This is a genomic window from Nonomuraea sp. NPDC049158 (assembly GCF_040648335.1).
GTDB lineage: Bacteria > Actinomycetota > Actinomycetes > Streptosporangiales > Streptosporangiaceae > Nonomuraea.
The window spans coordinates 535,376-552,838 of sequence record NZ_JBEZDM010000003.1; the positions used below are offsets into that span (position 1 = coordinate 535,376).

Below are 17,463 nucleotides of genomic sequence, written 5' to 3' on the forward strand. Positions count from 1 at the left end.
ATCCTGAGGGCCGCCCCCGTCGTACGGGCGGCCCTGAGCGGGGTGTCGCGGTGACTAACCGAGCAGGGAGCGGACGTACTCGCCGACCGGCTGGGTCGGCCGGCCGATGAGCTCGCTCAGCGTGCCGGGGGTGTCGCCGAGCCAGCCACGGGAGATGTGGACGTCCACGTCGGCCAGGAGCGCCGCGAACGGAGCCGGGACGCCGGCGCCGGCCAGAACGCCCGCGAAGTCGTCCTTCGGCAGGTCCTGGTAGGCGACCTCCTTGCCGGTGACCTTGGAGATCTCGGCGGCCAGGTCGGCGAGCGTCCAGGCGGTGTCGCCGCCCAGCTCGTAGACCTTGCCCTCGTGGCCCTCTCCGGCCAGCACGGCGGCCGTCGCCGCGGCGTAGTCCGCGCGCGAGGCGGCGGCGATCCGGCCGTCGCCCGCGGCGCCGTAAATCGCGCCGAGCTGGGGAGCGTTCGCGATCGACTGCTCGTAGTTCTCGTGGTACCAGTTGTTGCGCAAGATCGTGTACGTCACGCCGGACGCCTTGATGTACTCCTCGGTCGCCTTGTGGTCGGCGGCGAGGCCGGCCTCTGTGGTGTCGGCCTTGGGCGCGCTGGTGTAGGTGAGCGTGGCGCCGGCCGCCTTGGCCGCGTCGACGACCGCCGAGTGCTGCTGGAGCCGGTTCTCCTCGGTGCCGGAGACGAGCAGCACCTTGGTGGCGCCCTCGAAGGCGCTCTTGAGCGTCTCGGGCCGGTCATAGGAGGCTTCGCGGACCTCGACGCCGAGATCCGCGGCCTTCTCCGGGGTACGCGCGGCCGCGACGATCCGCTCGGCGGGGATCCGCTTCTTGAGCTCCTCGACCACCAGTCGGCCCAGGTGTCCGCTGGCTCCGGTTACCACGATCATGATTACTCCATCTCAGTACTAGCTAGTGGTTAGTACTTTCTATCAGAAAGCACTGTTAAGCTAGCATGCATGGAGGAGTTCGAGAACCTGGTGGCCGACGTCTTCTCGCGCAAGTGCACCTCTCGTTCGGTGCTGGAGACGATCACCGGCCGCTGGGCGATCCTGGCGCTGGTGGCCCTCTACGAGGGGCCCTACCGCTTCAACGCGCTGCGCCGCCGCGTCGACGGGGTGAGCGAGAAGATGCTGTCCCAGACCCTCCAGACTCTGGAACGCGATGGCATGGTGCTGCGGGTGGCCGAGCACACGATTCCGCCCCGGGTCGAATACAGCCTCACTTCGCTGGGCCGCGAGGCCGCCGAGCGCCTGATCCCCCTCATCACCTGGCTGGAGGACCGCATGCCCGACGTCGTGACCGCCCGCGAGGGCTACCAGGGCCGTTAGAGGCGCGCGGGGACATCAGCCCGCAGCTAGCAGTCAGCGCCGGCCGCGCTGGTACGCCGGTCGGCCGGCCGTCAGCTCGCCGTCCGTGCCTCTGGCAGCAGGGCGAAGCCCGTCCCGAAATCGCGGTTGATCGGCAGCGTGACCACCACGAACTCCTTTCTGGCCACCTCGACGCCCTGGATCTTGCAGGCGATGGCGGCCGTGCAGTCGCCCCCGGTCAGCCCCATCAGCCGGCCGCCGCGGACCCTGGCCTGCACCACGGTGAGATGCAGGATGAGGTCCACGCCGAAGGTCACCCGGCCCACCGGCCGGCCGTTGACCTGTACCTCGACATAGGGCTCGTGGTGGGAGACGACCTCGTGCTCGGCCAGCGGCACGACCTGTCCCGTACCCGGGTTGTCCAAGGTCCTGCGGGCCGCGGCGCGCAGGCTGCGGTACTTCGCCCAGCCGCCCAGCAGCACCGACCCCACATCGATGCCGCCGAGCAGGTCGGCGCCCGCCTCGGCGGCCCTGCGCGCCAGCTCGCCGGGCGGCGCCTGGACCTGCCGGGTGATCTCGTCGAGCACCCGGCGGGCGTCCACAGCCCGCGCCAGCTCCTGGGCCGCCTGTTTCGGGTCGGCGTAGAGCAGCAGGTCGGCGGTGCTGGGCTGGGTGATTAAGGTAACGGTCACCGTACGATCTCCCTGATCTCCTGCCGGCCCTGGTCGTGGTGGCAGACGAAGTCGAGGCTGAGCGAGGGCGCGAACTCACGGATCTGCAAGCTCGGCGAGAGGTCGGCGTACGGGACGCAGACCACGGAGGGCGTCGCGGACGTCCGCCGGCCGCGGCGGGCGCGGCGCAGCGCCCAGACCACTACGCCCGCCGCCACGAGCGCGCTCACCAGCAAGCCGGGCAGCGGCGAGCTCGACGCGTCGGTCTTGTCCGAGTCGATATCGCTGACCTGCGGCGACTCGTCGGTATCGGTCGGCGTGACGTCGGGGCTCGCGGGGTCGGTCGGCGTGGGCGCCGGGGTCAGCGTGACGGTGACGGAGCTGCCGCGATCGACGGTGGTGCCGGCGGCCGGATCCTGCCCGCTCACGCGGCCCGAGTCCCCGCTGCCGACGACGAGCGTGAGCCCCAGGCCCTGAAGCTGCCGCCGCGCCACGTTCGCGCTGAGCCCGTTCAGGTCGGGGACCTCGACGCGGTCGTCAGGTGTCGGAGACGTCGGCGCGGGGGGACGCAGGGTCAGCGTCACGGTGCTGCCGCTGGGCACCTGCGTGCCGGCGGCGGGATCCTGAGCGTCCACCACGCCCGTACCGTCTCCCTCGGCCACCGACGGGACGAGCCCCTTGTCGCGGATCTTCTTCTCCGCCACGTCCCGCTGGTCGCCCACGACGTCCGGGACCTCCACGGTCGGTGCCTGGAGGTCGATGGTGACGGTGGAGCCGCAGTTCGCGAGCTCCTCGCTGGTCGGGGTCTGGTCGGTGACCGTCCAGTCGCCCGCCGCGTCGGAAGGCGTGGACTCCGTGTCGAAGCCGCCCTGGGCCAGCGCGGCGACCGCGCTGTCCCGGGTCATCCCCATGACGTTCGGCACCGGCCCCGGGCGGGTGCCGTCATGCGTCTCGCTGTTCCATTCGGACAGCGTCGGGCAGGACGGCGCGGCCGTCGGCGACGCTGCCCCCGCTGCCCCGGCCGTCGCCGGGCTCAGCCCGATCACGCACGCGGCCATCAGCACCATCACGCTCGCGGCAAGTATGTAGGCCACCAGGCCATACCGGCGCATCGCCACCTCCCCGGCTCAGGGCTTCGACGCTAGGCGCGCAACCCGGCCGGGTCATGAGTAGGCCTCTACTCAACTCGCGTGGTGTCTTGAGCGGGCCCCTACTCAACTCGCATGGCGGTTTGAGCGGGCCTCTGCTCAAGCCGCGTGGTGGCTTGAGCAGGCCGCTACTCACCTCGCGTGGCGGCCTCCCCCCAGGGCCGCCGGAGTGAAAGGGCCGCCGGAGCGAATCAGCCCTTCGCGTGTGCGGGGACGGTGGTGCGCGGCGTCCCGGCGGAGGCGGCCGGGCGGCGGCCGGGGATGAAGGACATGATCACCAGGGCGATGAGGGCCATGGCGGCGCCGAGGGCCAGGACGACGCGGAAGCCGTTCTGCGAGGGAACGGTCACGGGTCCGAGGGACATGGTCAGCTGGGCCAGGATGGCGCCCGAGACGGCGCTGGAGATCGAGGTGCCGATCGAGCGCATCAGGGTGTTGAGGCTGTTGGCGGCGGCCGTCTCGGACAGCGGCACGGCGGCCATGATGAGCGCGGGCATGGCCCCGTACGCCAGGCCGATGCCGGCCCCGATGACGGCGGAGACGAGCACGAGCTGCCAGATGGCGGACATCAGCACGGTGCCCAGGCCGTACCCGATGGCGACCACGACGGCGCCGACCATCAGCGTCGTCTTGGGGCCCCTGGCCCTGGAGATGCGCGCGGACAACGGGGCCATGGCCATCATCACCAGGCCCGACGGACCCATCACCAGGCCCACGACCAGCATCGACTGGCCCAGCCCGTAACCGGTGGCCTCGGGCAGCTGCAGCAGCTGGGGCAGCACCAGGGACATCGCGAACATCGCGAACCCGAACACGGCGGAGGCGAGGTTCGTGAGCAGCACCTGACGGCGCGCGGTGGCGCGCAGGTCCACCAGCGGCTGCCTGGTACGCAGCTCCCACCAGCCCCACAGCAGCAGGACGACGGCCGAGACCGCGAACAGCCCGATGGTACGGCCGCTGGTCCAGCCCCAGCCGGCGCCCTGGGAGATGGCCAGCAGCAGGCACACCAGCGCGGTCGACAGCCCGGCCGCGCCGACCAGGTCGAATCGGCCCCCGCTGCGGACACTGGACTCGGGGACGAGCGTCAGCACGAGCACGGCGGCCAGGGCGCCGAAGCCCGCCGCGGTCCAGAACAGCACGTGCCAGTCGGTGCGCTCGGCCAGGAAGGCGGCCGCGGGCAGGCCGAGCGCCCCGCCCACGCCGAGTGAGGCGCTCATCAGCGCGGTGGCCGAGCCGAGGCGTTCGGCCGGCAGTTCGTCACGCATGATGCTGATGCCCAGGGGGATGACGCCGGCCGCCAGACCCTGAAGGGCCCGTCCGACGACCATCGGCACCAGGGAGTCGCTGAGGGCGGCGACGATCGAGCCGGCCACCAGCAGGGTCAGGCTGATGAGCAGCATGAGCCGTTTGCCGTACATGTCGCCCAGGCGTCCCATGACCGGGGTGGCGACGGCGCCGGCGAGCAGTGTCGCGGTGATCGCCCAGGTGGCGTCGGAGGCCGAGGCGCTCAGGAGCCGGGGGAGCTGGGGGATCAGCGGGATCACCAGGGTCTGCATCAGCGCGACCACGATCCCGGCGAAGGCCAGCACCACCACGACGGCATTGGTCCGCGGCGGGCCGGGCGGCTCGGCCTCGAAGGGCTGAGCTTGTGCATGGCTCATGGAAAGGTCTCCGTCCGAGCGGCCGGATACCTGTGATCCGGCCATAACTTAAATCAACTGTTTGACTTAAATTAGCAGGGCCGGTTGACTGGGCGCGTACCGAGGGCCGAATTCGAGGAGGACGTACGGTGAGCCAGAGCCAGGACCAGCAGGCGTTGAGCTACCCGCTTTCCAGAGAAGGGGCGCTGGAGCCGCCGGCGGAGTGGGCGCGGCTGCGGCAGGAGTGCCCGGTCGCGCGGGTGACGCTGCCCAGCGGGGACGAGGCGTCGCTGCTCACGCGCTACGCCGATGTCAAGCAGGTGCTGTCCGACCCGCGCTTCTCCCGGCAGCTGAACGCGGATGACGCGGCCCGGATCTCCGACAGCGAGTCGGGCGGCGTGTTCAACAGCGAGATGGCGACGGCGCTCCCGCAGAGCGGCGAGGGCCATCTGCTGTGGCGGCGGATGATCACCAAGTGGTTCACGGCCAAGCGGATGAACGCGCTGCGGCCGGGGATCGAGGCGATGGCCGAGCAGCTCATCGACGACATGGTGCGGCAGGGTCAACCGGCCGATCTCAAGGCGAGCCTGGGCTTCCCGCTGCCGGTCTGGGTGATCTGCGACATGCTCGGGGTCCCCGACTCCGACCGCGACAGGTTCTCCTACTGGTCCGACAGCCTGCTCAACCTGACCCGCTACACGCAGGCGGAGACCGAGGCGGCGCAGGCCGAGTTCGTGGCGTACATGGCCGGCCACATCGCCGCCAAGCGCGAGGAGCCGGGCGACGACCTGCTCAGTGAGCTCATCACGGGCACCGACGCCGAGGGCGGCAAGATGTCCGACGCGGCGCTGGTGGCCACCGGCATGGGCCTGCTGGTCGCCGGGCACGAGACCACCGCGAACATGATCGCGAAGATGCTGGCCATGCTGCTGACCGACCGGAGCCGCTGGGAGCGGCTGCTGGCCGATCGGTCGCTGGTGCGCACCACGGTGGAGGAGGCCCTGCGCTTCGACGCCAACCTCGGGTTCGGGATGCCGCGTTACATCGGCGAGGAGGTCGAGGTCGGCGGCACCCTCCTGCCGCGTGGCACCACGGTGCTGTGCGACATGGCCGCGGCCAACCGGGACGAGAGCGCGTTCGACGGTGCCGGCGAGATGGACCTCAGCCGCAGCCCGAACCCGCACCTGGCCTTCGGCGCCGGCGCTCATTCGTGCCTCGGCCAGCCACTGGCCCGCACGGAGTTGCAGGCGGTGCTCGACGTGCTGCTGCGCAAGCTGCCCACCCTGGAGCTCGCCGTCACAACTGAGGAACTGCGCCGGGTCGAGGGGCTCGTCGTCGGCGGACTGAGCGAGCTTCCAGTACGGTGGTGACCTGATGGAGAGAACCGCCCGGGCCGAGCGCGTGAGCGCGACGCGAGAGCAGATCCTGACGGCGGCGGAGCGGCTGTTCGCCGAGCACGGGGTCTTCGCCGTGTCCAACCGCCAGGTCAGCGAGGCCGCCGGACAGGGCAACACGGCGGCGGTCGGCTACCACTTCGGCACCAAGGCGGATCTCATACGCGCCATCGTGCGCAAGCACTCCGAGCCGATGGAGCGGCTGCGCCTGCGCATGCTGGCCGAGACGGCCGGCTCCACGGACGCGCGTGACTGGGTGGGCTGCCTGTTGCGCCCGATCACCGAGCACCTGGGCGCTTTGGGGAACCCCACCTGGTTCGCCCGGTTCAGCGCCCAGGTGATGACCGACCCCGCACTGCGGGAGATCATGATCGAGGAGACGATCAGCTCGCCGTCCCTGCGCCAGGCGGTCGACGGGCTCAACCGGTGTCTCCCCGATCTGCCGCTGGAGGTACGCCTCGAACGCGGCGACATGGCGCGTCAGCTGATGGTGCACATGATCGCCGAGCGCGAGCGCGCACTCGCCGAAGGCACCCCCACACCCCGGTCCAGCTGGCACGACGCCGCGACCGGGCTGATCGACGCGATCGTCGGTCTCTGGCTGGCTCCGGTCACGCCCCGCTCGTAACCGCTGGACCGTTCAGGTAGGGCTCACCGCACCTGGACGGTCCAGCGGCGCGCGGTACTTAGTCCAATCTGAGGCGAAAGATGTTTGATCGTGCGTAATTAGGCCCTCCTCGATCGGCGTAAGACGGGTTACATTCACGTTAATTTGCCCTCTCTTATCCCCCTGAGCAGAACGAAGGGAGAGGCATGAGAACGAGAACCGCGCTCGCCGCCCTGACCGCTGCGGCGATCCTCATGCCGGCCGCCGCCGCCAACGCCACCGGGACCGCCACCGCGACTGCGAACACCAGCGGGACCGCCGCGGCTCCGCCGCCCGACGCCCAGTTTCAGAAGGTGACGCTGAACGACAATCCGGGCGAGCCCATGGACCTGGCGGTGTTACCGGATTCGAGGGTCCTGCACACCACCCGGCCCGGTGTGGTCTGGTTGCACGATCCGAAGACCGGTCTCAACACGGAGGCCGCCCGGCTCGAGGTCTACCGGCACGACGAGGAGGGACTGCAGAGCATCGCCCTCAGTCCCGGCTTCGGCAAGGGCTCCAAAGCCGACGACTGGGTCTACCTCTACTACTCCCCGCCGCTCAACACCCCCATCGACGACCCGGCGACGCCGGACTTCAACGAGGGCGACGCCCCGGTCACCGGCACACCGGCGGACTTCGCGCCGTTCAACGGGCTGATCCGGCTGTCCCGCTTCCGCTTCACCGGCGCCACCATCGACCTCCGTACCGAGCAGCGCATCCTCGACGTGCCGGTGAACCGCGGCATCTGCTGTCACGTCGGCGGGGACATCGTCTTCGACGGCGACGGCAACCTCTACCTGTCCACCGGCGACGACACGAACCCGTTCTCCTCCGACGGCTACAACCCCATCGACGAGCGGTCCGACCACAACCCCGCGTTCGACGCCCAGCGCAGCGCCGGCAACACCAACGACCTGCGCGGCAAGGTTCTTCGCATCAAGGTCCGCGCCGACGGGTCCTACACGATTCCGCGCGGCAACCTGTTCCCGCCCGGTACGGCGCGCACCCGGCCGGAGATCTACGCGATGGGCCTGCGCAATCCCTTCCGCATCGAGGCCAACCGGTCCACGGGTGAGCTCTACGTCGCCGACTACTCGCCCGACGCGCGGGAGGCCGATCCCCAGCGCGGACCGTCGGGGACCGGCAAGTGGACGGTGATCCGCAAGGCCGGTAACTACGGCTGGCCGTACTGCGCGACGGCGCGGCTCCCGTACGTCGACTACGACTTCGCGACCGGCACGTCAGGCGCGGCGTTCAACTGCGCCGCGCCCGTCAACGAGTCGCCGCACAACACCGGCCTGCGCGCGCTGCCAGCGGTGACGCAGCCGAACGTGTGGTACTCCTACGGGGCTTCAGCGGAGTTCCCGCAGCTGGGCACCGGTGGCATCGGGCCGATGGCCGGTCCGGCCTACCACTTCGACCCGCGCGACACGCGCGGCCGGACTGCCGTGGGATGGCCGAAGTACTTCGACGGCGTTCCGCTCTTCTACGAGTGGACCCGCGACTACGTCAAGGCGTTCCACCGTGACGGGCGCATCGAGGACGTGCTGCCCTCGTTCGTCTTCGACAACCCGATGGACATGGAGTTCGGCCCTGATGGCGCGCTCTACGTGCTGGAGTACGGCGACGGTTACTTCCAGGAGAACCCGGACGCCCAGCTCTCGCGCTACGACTACATCGGCAACACCGGCAACCACACGCCCGTCCCGGCCGCCGCCGGCTCGCCGACCGATGGCCACGCGCCGCTGACCGTCCGCTTCACCAGCGCCGGTACGACCGACCCCGACGGCGACAGGCTGCGCTACGCCTGGGACTTCGACGCCGACGGCAAGGTCGACTCCCGCAGCCCCGAGGCGTCGTACACCTACCAGAAGAACGGCCTCTACAACGCCACGCTCAAGGTCACCGACACCGCCGGCATGTCCGCGGCGACGTCGGTGCGGATCGTGGTCGGCAACGCCGCGCCGGTCGTGGAGCTGGTCCGGCCCGCCGAAGGGCAGGCTTTCCACTTCGGCGACGTCGTCGAGTTCGAGGTGCGGGTCACCGACGACCAGCCGGTGGACTGCGCCAAGGTGACCGTGGACTACATCCTCGGCCACGACGACCACGGCCACCCGCAGACCACGGCCCGCGGCTGCACGGGCTCCATCCAGACCACCTTGCCGAGCGGACACGATCCGGAGACCGACCATCTCACCGGCGTCTTCGTCGCCGGCTACACCGACCCCGGCGGCACCGACCTGCCCCCGCTGACCGGCAGCGACCAGGTCGTCCTCCAGCCCACACGTTAGGAGCTCTCCCATGTGCTACGGCTACGGTCCCAGCAGGCGCTCCCTGCTCGCCGCGGGCCTCGGATTGGGGGCGGCCGCCCTGGCCGCCGCTTCCCCCGCCGCCGCGGCGACGCCGCCGCACCACTCCGGCGGGGAGCGCATCCCGCCGAACCAGATCAGCATCCAGCTCTGGACGGTACGCGACGACCTCGCCCAGAACTACGACGCCACCCTCACCTACCTGGCCGAGACCGGCTACCCGAAGGTCGAGCTGGCGCTCGGCTACTTCGGTCGTACGGCCCAGCAGCTGCGCCAGTTCCTCGACGGGATCGGCATCCGGGCCGGCTCCAGCCACGACGGCCTCACCACCGACCAGGCCGGTCTCGACACGAAGATCACCAACGCGCTGACCCTCGGCCAGTCCTTCATGGTCGTGCCCTACCTGAACTCCACCAGCGAGGACGAGTGGAAGGCCTGGGCCGAGCGCATGAACGTCGAGGCGCGGGCGGCCCGCTCGGCCGGGCTGCGCTACGGCTACCACAACCACGCCCACGAGTTCACCACCGACCTCGGCGGCGGCAAGACGCCCTGGGACGTGCTCACCGCCGAGCTCGATCCGCATCTGGTCCATCTGGAGATCGACCTGTATTGGGTGGTCACCGGCGGTGTCGGGCGCGGGGCCGCCGACCCGGTGCGCTTCGCGCTCGACGTCATCCGCAGGGCGCCGCAGCGGGTGCTGCAGTTCCATGTCAAGGATCGAGCGCCCGACGGCGACATGGCCGATCTCGGCACCGGGACCATCGACTTCCGGCGCATCTTCGACAAGCACCGCGTGGCGGAGTACATCGTGGAGAACGACACCCCCGATGTGACTCCCCGGCGTACCGCCGAGGTCGGCTATCGCTATCTGCGGAAGGTGCGGTTCTAGAGGGTCTGTTTCCGGGCGCCCAGATTCCTGGGCGCCCGGCTTCTTGTACGCCCGGCTTCGGGCGCTCGGCTTCTTGTACGCCCGGCTTCTTGGGCGTCCGGGTTATTGGGCGTCCGGGTTTTTGGGCGTCCGGGTTTTTGGGCGTTCGGGTTTTTGTACGTCCGGGTCAGGCGGCGATCTCGGTCAGTGAGCGGTCGCGGGTGCGCACGCCGAGGCGGATGATGCCGGCGGCGATCACCAGCAGCCCCACCAGGACGAACGACGCCGGCCGCGCGCCGAAGCCGGTCAGAATGGGCAGCACCACGAAGGGGGTGACCGCACCGCCCAGATGCCCGACTCCGTCCGCGATGGCCGACGCCGTGCCCCGCGCCCGGGTGGGGAACACCTCCGCCGTGTAGGTGTAGGCGGGGGTCGCCATGAAGGCGATGCCGAACGAGCTGAACAGGGCACCGGCGGTGGCGACCGCCTCACCCATGTCCAGGGTGATGAGCAGCAGGGAGGCCGCGAAGACCAGCGTGCCGATGATCACCATGGTGCGGCGTTCCATCCGCTCCACCAGCAGCACGGCCGCGACGGTGGAGACCAGCGGCATGGCCCGGGTGAGCACGCTGACCAGGACCGCGTCGGAGGTCGAGATGCCGATGCCCTCCAGGATGAGCGGCAGGTAGCTGGCGTAGCCGTACATGGCGATGTAGAAGATGAACCAGAAACCCAGCACGATCAGCATGCGGCCCAGGTACGGCGCCTTGAAGAGGGCTCGGGCCGGCACCGACTCCTCGGCTGGAGCGGTCTCAAGAGGCTCCTCTTCGAGCGTGTCCTCGGTGCCGCCCGGGGGCAGGCCGACACGGGTCTCCATCTCGCGGACGATGCGGTCGGCCTCGTCGGCGCGGCCCGTCGCCACCAGCCAGCGCGGCGACTCCACCAGCGCGTGCTTGCCGACCAGCGGCAGCACCAGGAGTACCAGGCCACCGAAGCCCAGCAGGTAGCGCCACCCGTCGGGGGAGGCGCCCAGGACCGGCAGCGAGGCGAACCCGATCGCCAGGAGCAGCACCGTGCCCACCAGGTACAGGCGCGACAGGTAGCCGCCGCGCTGGTTCTTGGGCGCCAGCTCGCCGATGTAGGCCGAACAGAGCGCGAGCACCGCCCCCATCCCGCACCCGGTCAGGAACCGGAAGAAGGTCAGCGACCACACGTCCCACGAGAACGCCGTGAGGAACCCGCCGATGCCGAGCGCCAGGATGGTCAGCGTCAGGCCCTTCTGCCGGCCGTGCCGGTCCGCGATGTGGCCGAACGCGTACGCGCCGATGCAGTAACCGACGAGGTTCCAGGTGATCGGGTAACCCAGCTCGGCTCCGGCCAGCCCGAACGCGCTGCGCATGGAGGGCAGCGTGATGGTCAGGACGCCGATGTCGTAGTTGGCGAAGAAGAAGCAGAGCATGAGCGCGAGCCAGGCCGCGCGGCTGAGCCCGACTCTCGGCATCGCGTCGATGCGGGCGTCGACACCGCGGGCTGACACCGGCGGTTCCGGGGCGGGCGAGTCGAGGGGCGTCTGAGACATGGCGGCCTCCTTGGAGTGGGGCAACGGAGCATGAGCTGGAGGCGCTCTCCTGCGGTTTCCAGGACATGAGCAGTGAACGGACATGAGCGGTGAGCGGTCCGCGCCGGTGGGATGGGGGCTGTGACAGGGCTCACGTAGAGGTGGTGCTGGGAACCGTAGGCAGGTCCCGGCGGTGGTGACCATCGCGTTTTGGCGCATGTGCACATGCGCCAAAACGCAACGAAGGGGACGCCCTAGAGGGTGAGTGCCTGCCCGGACCACTCCTGGTGCAGCGCCTGGACGAGCCGGCGTACGACGTCGTCCTGCCCCGCCCGCGACCGGTGCCAGGCCACGCCGAGCAGGAATTCCAGGTCGTCGCGGAGCGGGACGATCACGAAGGCCGGGTCGTCGAAGACCCGGGCGGCGCCGCCGTTGCGCGGGTCGAGCGTCAGCGTGACCCCGTGGCTGCGGCGGATGTGGCTGGCCAGCATGACGGAGTCGTTGTCCGGCATCTCGTGGAGCGAGGTGACGCCGGCGCTCTTCAGCCGCCGGTGCAGCCGGTTCATCGCCAGGGGCTGGGGCGTGAGCGGGCCGACGGTCAGGATCCGGTGCGTGAGGTCCCGCAACGTCAGCTCGCCGGCGGCGGCCAGCGGGTCGTCGGCCCGCATCGCCGCGGAGAACGCGTAGCGGGCCACTACGAGACTGTCGAGCTCGGGCTGATCCAACGGGAGATGGACCAGGGCAGTGTCGAGCTCGCCGCGCTCCAGCGCCGGCAGAAGCTCGGCCGACGGCGCCGCCGTCGCGTCGACCGCGAAGGAGGGGAACGCCTGCTCGGTCACCGCCAGGAACCGGTCCATCACGGCGGGCGGGCACAGGTGCGTGCCGCCCACGCGCACCACCCGGCTCCGGGTGCCTGACGCCTCCAGGATCGCGTCCTTCAGGCCGTCCACCTGCTCCAGGATGCCGCGTACCCGCTCGACCAGGACCGTGCCGCCGGCGGTGAGCTCCACCTGGTGGTAGCGGCGGACGAACAGCTCGACCCCCAGCTCGCGCTCGAGGTCCTTGACGGCGCGGCTGACCGGTGACGGAGTCAGGTGCAGCCGCTCCGCCGCGCGACCGAAGTGGAGCTCCTCGGCGACGGCGAGGAAGCATCGCAGCTGCTGTACGTCCATGAGCAGGGAGTCTGTGGCGGCCCGTCGCCGCGCGTCAACCGGCATGTCCCGTTTCGCGCCGGTAACCAGGTGGAACCGGCGGTTGGCAGCCGGACGCGGCCATGTTGCCGATCCGGACGCGTGCCACGTTGCCGATTCGGACGTTTTCAGACCGGAAACCGAGTGGCATCCTCACGGTTGTAGGAAACCTGTTCGCAACAATCCTGGCGCGCGGCCTTCCAACCGCCGCTCGCGGGCCGGGATCCCTCCGCCGCGACAGGTCATGTCCGGCGTACTCGCGCATCCTTCACACCGTGGGGTGATTCACCATGCCCGCAGCCAGGGGCCTTCCCCTCGCCGGTCTTCGGGTCATCGATGTGGCCGACGGCAAGGCCGAGATGTGCGGCCGCTTCCTCGCCGACCTCGGCGCCGACGTCATCCGCGTCGAGCCGCCCGGCGGCGCGCCGACCCGGCACCGCGAACCGATCCATGACGGCGTGAGTCTCTACTTCGCCACGCACAACGCCAACAAGCGCGGCGTCACCCTGGACCTGCGCGACCCCGCCGGCCGTGACCGGCTGCTCGACCTGGCCGCCGGGGCGGACTTCCTCATCGAGACCGAACGCCCCGGCACGCTCGACGCCCTCGGTCTGGGCGCGGACGCGCTGCTGACCCGCAACCCGGCGCTGGTCGTCGTCTCGATCACCGACTTCGGGCAGACCGGCCCGTACCGGGACTGGATCGGCACCGACTGGACACACATGGCGCTCGGCGGGGTGCTGTCGCGCTCCGGCATCCCCGGCCGTGCGCCGGTCATGCCGCCCGGCCCGCTGGCCTACGAGTCGGCGGCCATCCAGGCCGCGTGGGCGGGCCTGCTGGCCTACCAGAACCGGCTCGACACCGGGCGCGGCGATCACGTCGACTGCTCGGTGTACGAGATGACCGCCCAGGTCCTGGACCCGGGCTTCGGCATGGGCGGCTCGGCCACCGGCGGCGTCCCGGCCACCCGGCTGCCGCGCGGCCGTCCGCGGGCGGGCGACCTCTACCCGATCTTCCGCTGCGCCGATGGGTACGTCCGGATCTGCGTGCTGGCCAAACGCCAGTGGCGCGGGATGTTCGGCTGGCTGGGCGAGCCTGAGGAGTTCGCCGACCCCAAGTACGACAGCATGGGCGCCCGCTACGGAGCCGCTGAGCGGCTGCGCGTCCTCATGGGGGACCTGTTCAGGGACCGGACCAGGGACGAACTCGTGGCGCAGGGCCAGGAGCGCGGCGTGCCGATCGCGGCGCTGCTCGACCCCGGCGAGGTGCTCGACAGCCCGCACTTCCGCGCGCGGGAGAGCCTGCTCGACGCCGAGGTCGCCCCCGGGCTGACCGGCCGCGTGCCGTCCGGGTATGTCGAGGTGAACGGGGTACGGGCCGGGTTCCGGCACCGGGCCCCCGAACCGGGGGAGCACGACGACGAGGTCTTCGCCGAGGGGACGCCCGGCAGTCCGGTCACCTCCGACACAGCCCCCGGCAGGTCGGTCACCTCCGGCACGGCCTCCGATAGGCCGGTGACCTCCGAATCGGCTGAGGTCGCGCCACGGCGGCCACTCGACGGGCTCCGGGTGCTGGACCTGGGGGTCATCGTGGTCGGCGCGGAGCTGGGGCGGTTGCTCGCCGACCAGGGCGCCGAGGTCATCAAGATCGAGAGCCGCGCCTACCCGGACGGCAGCCGCCAGTCGCTCAGCGACGAGGTCATCAGCGCCGGCTTCGCCTGGGGCCACCGCAACAAGCTCAGCGCCGGGATCAACCTCCGCTCACCCGAGGGCCTGGAGCTGTTCAAGCGGCTCGCCGCCGACTCCGACGTCATCCTGTCCAACTTCAAGCCGGGCACGCTGGAGTCGCTGGGTCTCGGCTACGACGTCATCAGCGAACTGAACCCCGGCGTCATCATGGCCGACAGCAGCGCCCTGGGCCCGACCGGGCCGTGGAGCAGGCGCATGGGCTACGGCCCGCTCGTCCGCGCCTCCGCCGGGCTGACCGGGCTCTGGCGGGACACCGAGGTGGAGGCCGGGTTCTGCGACGGCATCACCATCTATCCCGACCACATCGCCGCGCGGGTCGGCGCCGTCGCCGTGCTCGCCGCGCTCATCGAGCGGCGGCGTACCGGGAAGGGCGGCACGGTCAGCGTCGCCCAGGCCGAGACGATCCTCACCCAGCTGTCCACCGGCTTCCTGCGCGAATCACTCGAACCCGGCTCGTTCACCGCCCACGGCAACAGTGGCGAGTGGGACGCGCCCCAGGGGGTCTACCCGTGCGCGGGCGACGACGAGTGGTGCGTGGTGAGCGTCGACGGCGACGAGCAGTGGCGAGGTCTGTGCGCGGTGATCGGCCGCGCCGACCTGGGTGCCGACGCGCGACTGGCCACCGCGGCGGGTCGCCGCATGCACCGCGACCTCGTGGACGCGGCCGTGGCCGAGTGGACGGCCGCCACCCCGCCGGGAGCGGCCATGGAGCGGCTGCAGGAGGCCGGGGTGCCCGCCGGGATGATGCACCGAGTCATCGAGTACCTGGACGATCCCCAGCTCACCGCCCGTGGGTTCCTGCGGGAGATGCGCCATCCGTACATCGAGCACGCCCTGCGCACCGAGAACGCCCCGGCGACCTTCCGCGGGCTCGCCGACCCTGAGCTGCGCCCCGCGCCGCTGGCGGGGGAGCACACGCGGATGGTGGCCGCCAAGCTGCTCGGCCTGGCCGAGTCCGAGATCCAGGCGCTCATCGACGCGGGCGTGCTGGAAGAGGCAACGAATGAAGGAGCAGACCATGGGTGAGCCCGCCGCGCTCGTCGAGCGCCGCGATCACATCGTGTTGATCACATTGAACCGGCCCGAGGTCCGCAACGCCGTGAACGCGGAGCTGACCCGCGCCGTCGGTGAGGCCCTGGACGAGGCCGACGCGGACACGTCGGTCCGTGCCGTGGTGCTGACCGGGGCGGGGGACAAGGCGTTCTGCGCCGGTGCCGACCTGAAGGCGGTGGCTCGCGGGGAGTTCTCCACCGAAGGGCTCAAGCCGCACTGGGGCTTCGCCGGATGTGTCACGCATCCCATCTCGAAGCCGGTCATCGCCGCCGTCAACGGGTTCGCGCTCGGCGGCGGCACCGAGATCGCCCTGTGGGCCGACCTGGTGGTGGCCGCCGAGACCGCCGCGTTCGGGCTGCCGGAGGTCAAGCGGGGCATCCTCGCGGGCGCGGGCGGCGCGTTCCGGCTGGCCGCGCAGTTGCCCACGAAGGTCGCCATGGAGATCCTGCTGACCGGCGAGCCCGTCACCGCCGCCGAGGCCCTGCGGCTCGGCCTGGTCAACCGGGTCGTACCGCAGTCCGAGCTGCTGACCGCCGCCTTCGCCCTGGCCGAGACGGTCAGCGCGAACGCCCCGCTGTCGGTGCAGGCCAGCAAGCGGATCGCGCGCGGCATCTCCGACGGCACCATCCCGTCCGAGCGGGCCGCCTGGGAGCGGACCGCCGCCGAGAGCGCGGCGCTCATGCGGTCGGCGGACGCCAAGGAGGGGCCACGCGCCTTCGCGGAGAAGCGCGCCCCGGTTTGGGAGGGACGATGAACGCCACGTCGGTCATCGCCGGTCTCGGCATCACCGAGATGGGCAAGGTCTATGGCCGGAGCGCGCCCGAGTTCGCCGCCGAGGCCGTACGGCTCGCCGCCGCCGACGCCGGTCTCGACCTGCGCCAGGTGGACGGCCTGCTGACCAACACCGGCCTCACCGCCGACGTCGGCCTGAGCCTCCAGCGGGACCTGGGGCTGCGCGAGCTGCGCCTGCTGTCGGAGGTGCAGGCGTACGGCTCGTCGGCCGGCGCCATGGTCCAGTACGCCGCCATGGCCGTCGCCTCCGGCATGGCCGACGTCGTGGCCTGCGTCTTCGCCGACGCGCCGCTCAAGGACAAGGCGTCCGGGGGCGGCGCGGCCTACGCCGGCGCGGGCCGCAGACTGGCCGGCTGGCAGGGCCTGACCGCGGCGTCGGGGATATACAGCGCCAACACCATGTACGCGCTGGCCGCCCGCCGGCACATGCGGAAGTACGGCACGACCAGCGAGCAACTGGGACACATAGCCGTCGCGCAGCGCGCCTGGGCGGCCAGGAACCCCCTGGCCCAGATGCGGGCCCCGATCACCCTGGAGGACCACCAGAACTCCCGGTGGATCGCCGAGCCGTTCCACCTCCTCGACTGCTGCCTGGTCAGCAACGGCGGCGTCGCGGTCATCGTCACCTCCGCCGACCGGGCCGCCGACCTCGCCCAGCCCGCCGTGCACATCCGCGGCTGGGGACAGGCGCACCCGGGGTACGTGATGGGCAAGGACAGCGAGTTCGGCCTGGTCAGCGGTGCCGCCCTGTCAGGGCCGACGGCGCTGAAGATGGCCGGGGTGTCGATCGACGACATCGACGTCGCCGAGCTGTACGACTGCTACACCTACACCGCGCTCATCTCCCTGGAGGACTACGGCTTCTGCGCCAAGGGCGAGGGCGGCCCCTTCGTGGCCAGCGGCGTACTGGGACCGGAGGGGACGCTGGCCGTCAATACCGGCGGCGGCCAGCTCTCCTCCTATTACATGTGGGGGATGACCCCGCTGTCGGAGGCCGTCATCCAGGCCCGCGGCCAGGGCGGCGACCGTCAGGCCCCGCGCAACGACATGGTGCTGGTCAGCGGCAACGGCGGCGTACTCGACCACCACTCCACCCTCATCCTCAGCCCGCACGCGCGATAGGAGCATGCCG

14 protein-coding genes are annotated in these 17,463 nt (G+C 71.0%); 8 read left to right on the forward strand and 6 right to left on the reverse strand.

Features of this window, described 5'->3' with window-relative positions; genetic code table 11:
• Positions 1–54 precede the first annotated feature (54 nt).
• Positions 55–891 (reverse strand): SDR family oxidoreductase, encoded by an 837-nt coding sequence (locus AB0B61_RS09975; protein ID WP_358430257.1) that lies wholly within the window; start codon positions 889–891, stop codon positions 55–57.
• Between the two features lie 69 nt (positions 892–960).
• Here AB0B61_RS09975 and AB0B61_RS09980 point away from each other — a divergent pair, with 69 nt between their 5' ends.
• Positions 961–1,332, forward strand: a complete 372-nt coding sequence (locus AB0B61_RS09980) for a helix-turn-helix domain-containing protein (RefSeq protein ID WP_357952302.1) — start codon at positions 961–963, stop codon at positions 1,330–1,332.
• A gap of 71 nt (positions 1,333–1,403) precedes the next feature.
• On the opposite strand, the gene AB0B61_RS09985 is transcribed toward AB0B61_RS09980, so the two are convergent.
• The 3 genes from AB0B61_RS09985 to AB0B61_RS09995 form a co-directional block, all read right to left on the reverse strand.
• Entirely contained in the window at positions 1,404–2,003 is a 600-nt protein-coding gene (locus AB0B61_RS09985) for a hypothetical protein (RefSeq protein WP_358430260.1), read from the reverse strand.
• A complete protein-coding gene (locus tag AB0B61_RS09990) occupies positions 2,000–3,094 on the reverse strand; it encodes a PASTA domain-containing protein (protein ID WP_358430262.1) in 1,095 nt (364 codons plus the stop codon). Before AB0B61_RS09990 ends, AB0B61_RS09985 begins: the two co-directional genes overlap by 4 nt.
• A 227-nt stretch (positions 3,095–3,321) precedes the next feature.
• Positions 3,322–4,791 (reverse strand): MFS transporter, encoded by a 1,470-nt coding sequence (locus AB0B61_RS09995; RefSeq protein ID WP_358430265.1) that lies wholly within the window; start codon positions 4,789–4,791, stop codon positions 3,322–3,324.
• Positions 4,792–4,919: 128 nt separating this feature from the next.
• Between AB0B61_RS09995 and AB0B61_RS10000 the strand changes: the two genes are divergently transcribed.
• The 4 genes from AB0B61_RS10000 (at position 4,920) to AB0B61_RS10015 (ending at position 10,011) form a co-directional block, all read left to right on the forward strand.
• Complete coding sequence (locus AB0B61_RS10000) at positions 4,920–6,140, forward strand: cytochrome P450 (RefSeq protein WP_358430267.1); 1,221 nt, start codon at positions 4,920–4,922, stop codon at positions 6,138–6,140.
• A gap of 4 nt (positions 6,141–6,144) precedes the next feature.
• Positions 6,145–6,792, forward strand: coding sequence for a TetR family transcriptional regulator (locus AB0B61_RS10005; RefSeq protein WP_358430270.1), 648 nt, complete (start codon positions 6,145–6,147; stop codon positions 6,790–6,792).
• 185 nt (positions 6,793–6,977) lie between these two features.
• Positions 6,978–9,104 (forward strand): PQQ-dependent sugar dehydrogenase, encoded by a 2,127-nt coding sequence (locus AB0B61_RS10010; protein WP_358430272.1) that lies wholly within the window; start codon positions 6,978–6,980, stop codon positions 9,102–9,104.
• A gap of 10 nt (positions 9,105–9,114) precedes the next feature.
• A complete protein-coding gene (locus tag AB0B61_RS10015; protein WP_358430275.1) occupies positions 9,115–10,011 on the forward strand; it encodes a sugar phosphate isomerase/epimerase in 897 nt (298 codons plus the stop codon).
• 166 nt (positions 10,012–10,177) lie between these two features.
• Here the strand turns inward: AB0B61_RS10015 and AB0B61_RS10020 are convergent, their stop codons facing one another.
• Entirely contained in the window at positions 10,178–11,569 is a 1,392-nt protein-coding gene (locus AB0B61_RS10020) for an MFS transporter (protein ID WP_358430277.1), read from the reverse strand.
• A 233-nt stretch (positions 11,570–11,802) separates the two neighbouring features.
• A complete protein-coding gene (locus AB0B61_RS10025) occupies positions 11,803–12,720 on the reverse strand; it encodes a LysR family transcriptional regulator (RefSeq protein WP_358430279.1) in 918 nt (305 codons plus the stop codon).
• A 308-nt stretch (positions 12,721–13,028) separates the two neighbouring features.
• Here AB0B61_RS10025 and AB0B61_RS10030 point away from each other — a divergent pair, with 308 nt between their 5' ends.
• The 3 genes from AB0B61_RS10030 to AB0B61_RS10040 are packed head-to-tail and all read left to right on the forward strand — an operon-like array spanning position 13,029 to position 17,453.
• Positions 13,029–15,512, forward strand: coding sequence for a CoA transferase (locus AB0B61_RS10030; RefSeq protein ID WP_358430281.1), 2,484 nt, complete (start codon positions 13,029–13,031; stop codon positions 15,510–15,512).
• Positions 15,505–16,293 carry a crotonase/enoyl-CoA hydratase family protein gene (locus tag AB0B61_RS10035; RefSeq protein ID WP_358430283.1) on the forward strand — a complete coding sequence of 263 codons (789 nt, stop codon included), beginning with the start codon at positions 15,505–15,507 and terminating at the stop codon, positions 16,291–16,293. Before AB0B61_RS10030 ends, AB0B61_RS10035 begins: the two co-directional genes overlap by 8 nt.
• Positions 16,290–17,453: a thiolase family protein gene (locus tag AB0B61_RS10040; protein WP_358430285.1), complete on the forward strand. Its 1,164-nt coding sequence runs from the start codon at positions 16,290–16,292 to the stop codon at positions 17,451–17,453. Before AB0B61_RS10035 ends, AB0B61_RS10040 begins: the two co-directional genes overlap by 4 nt.
• The last annotated feature ends 10 nt before the right edge of the window (positions 17,454–17,463 follow it).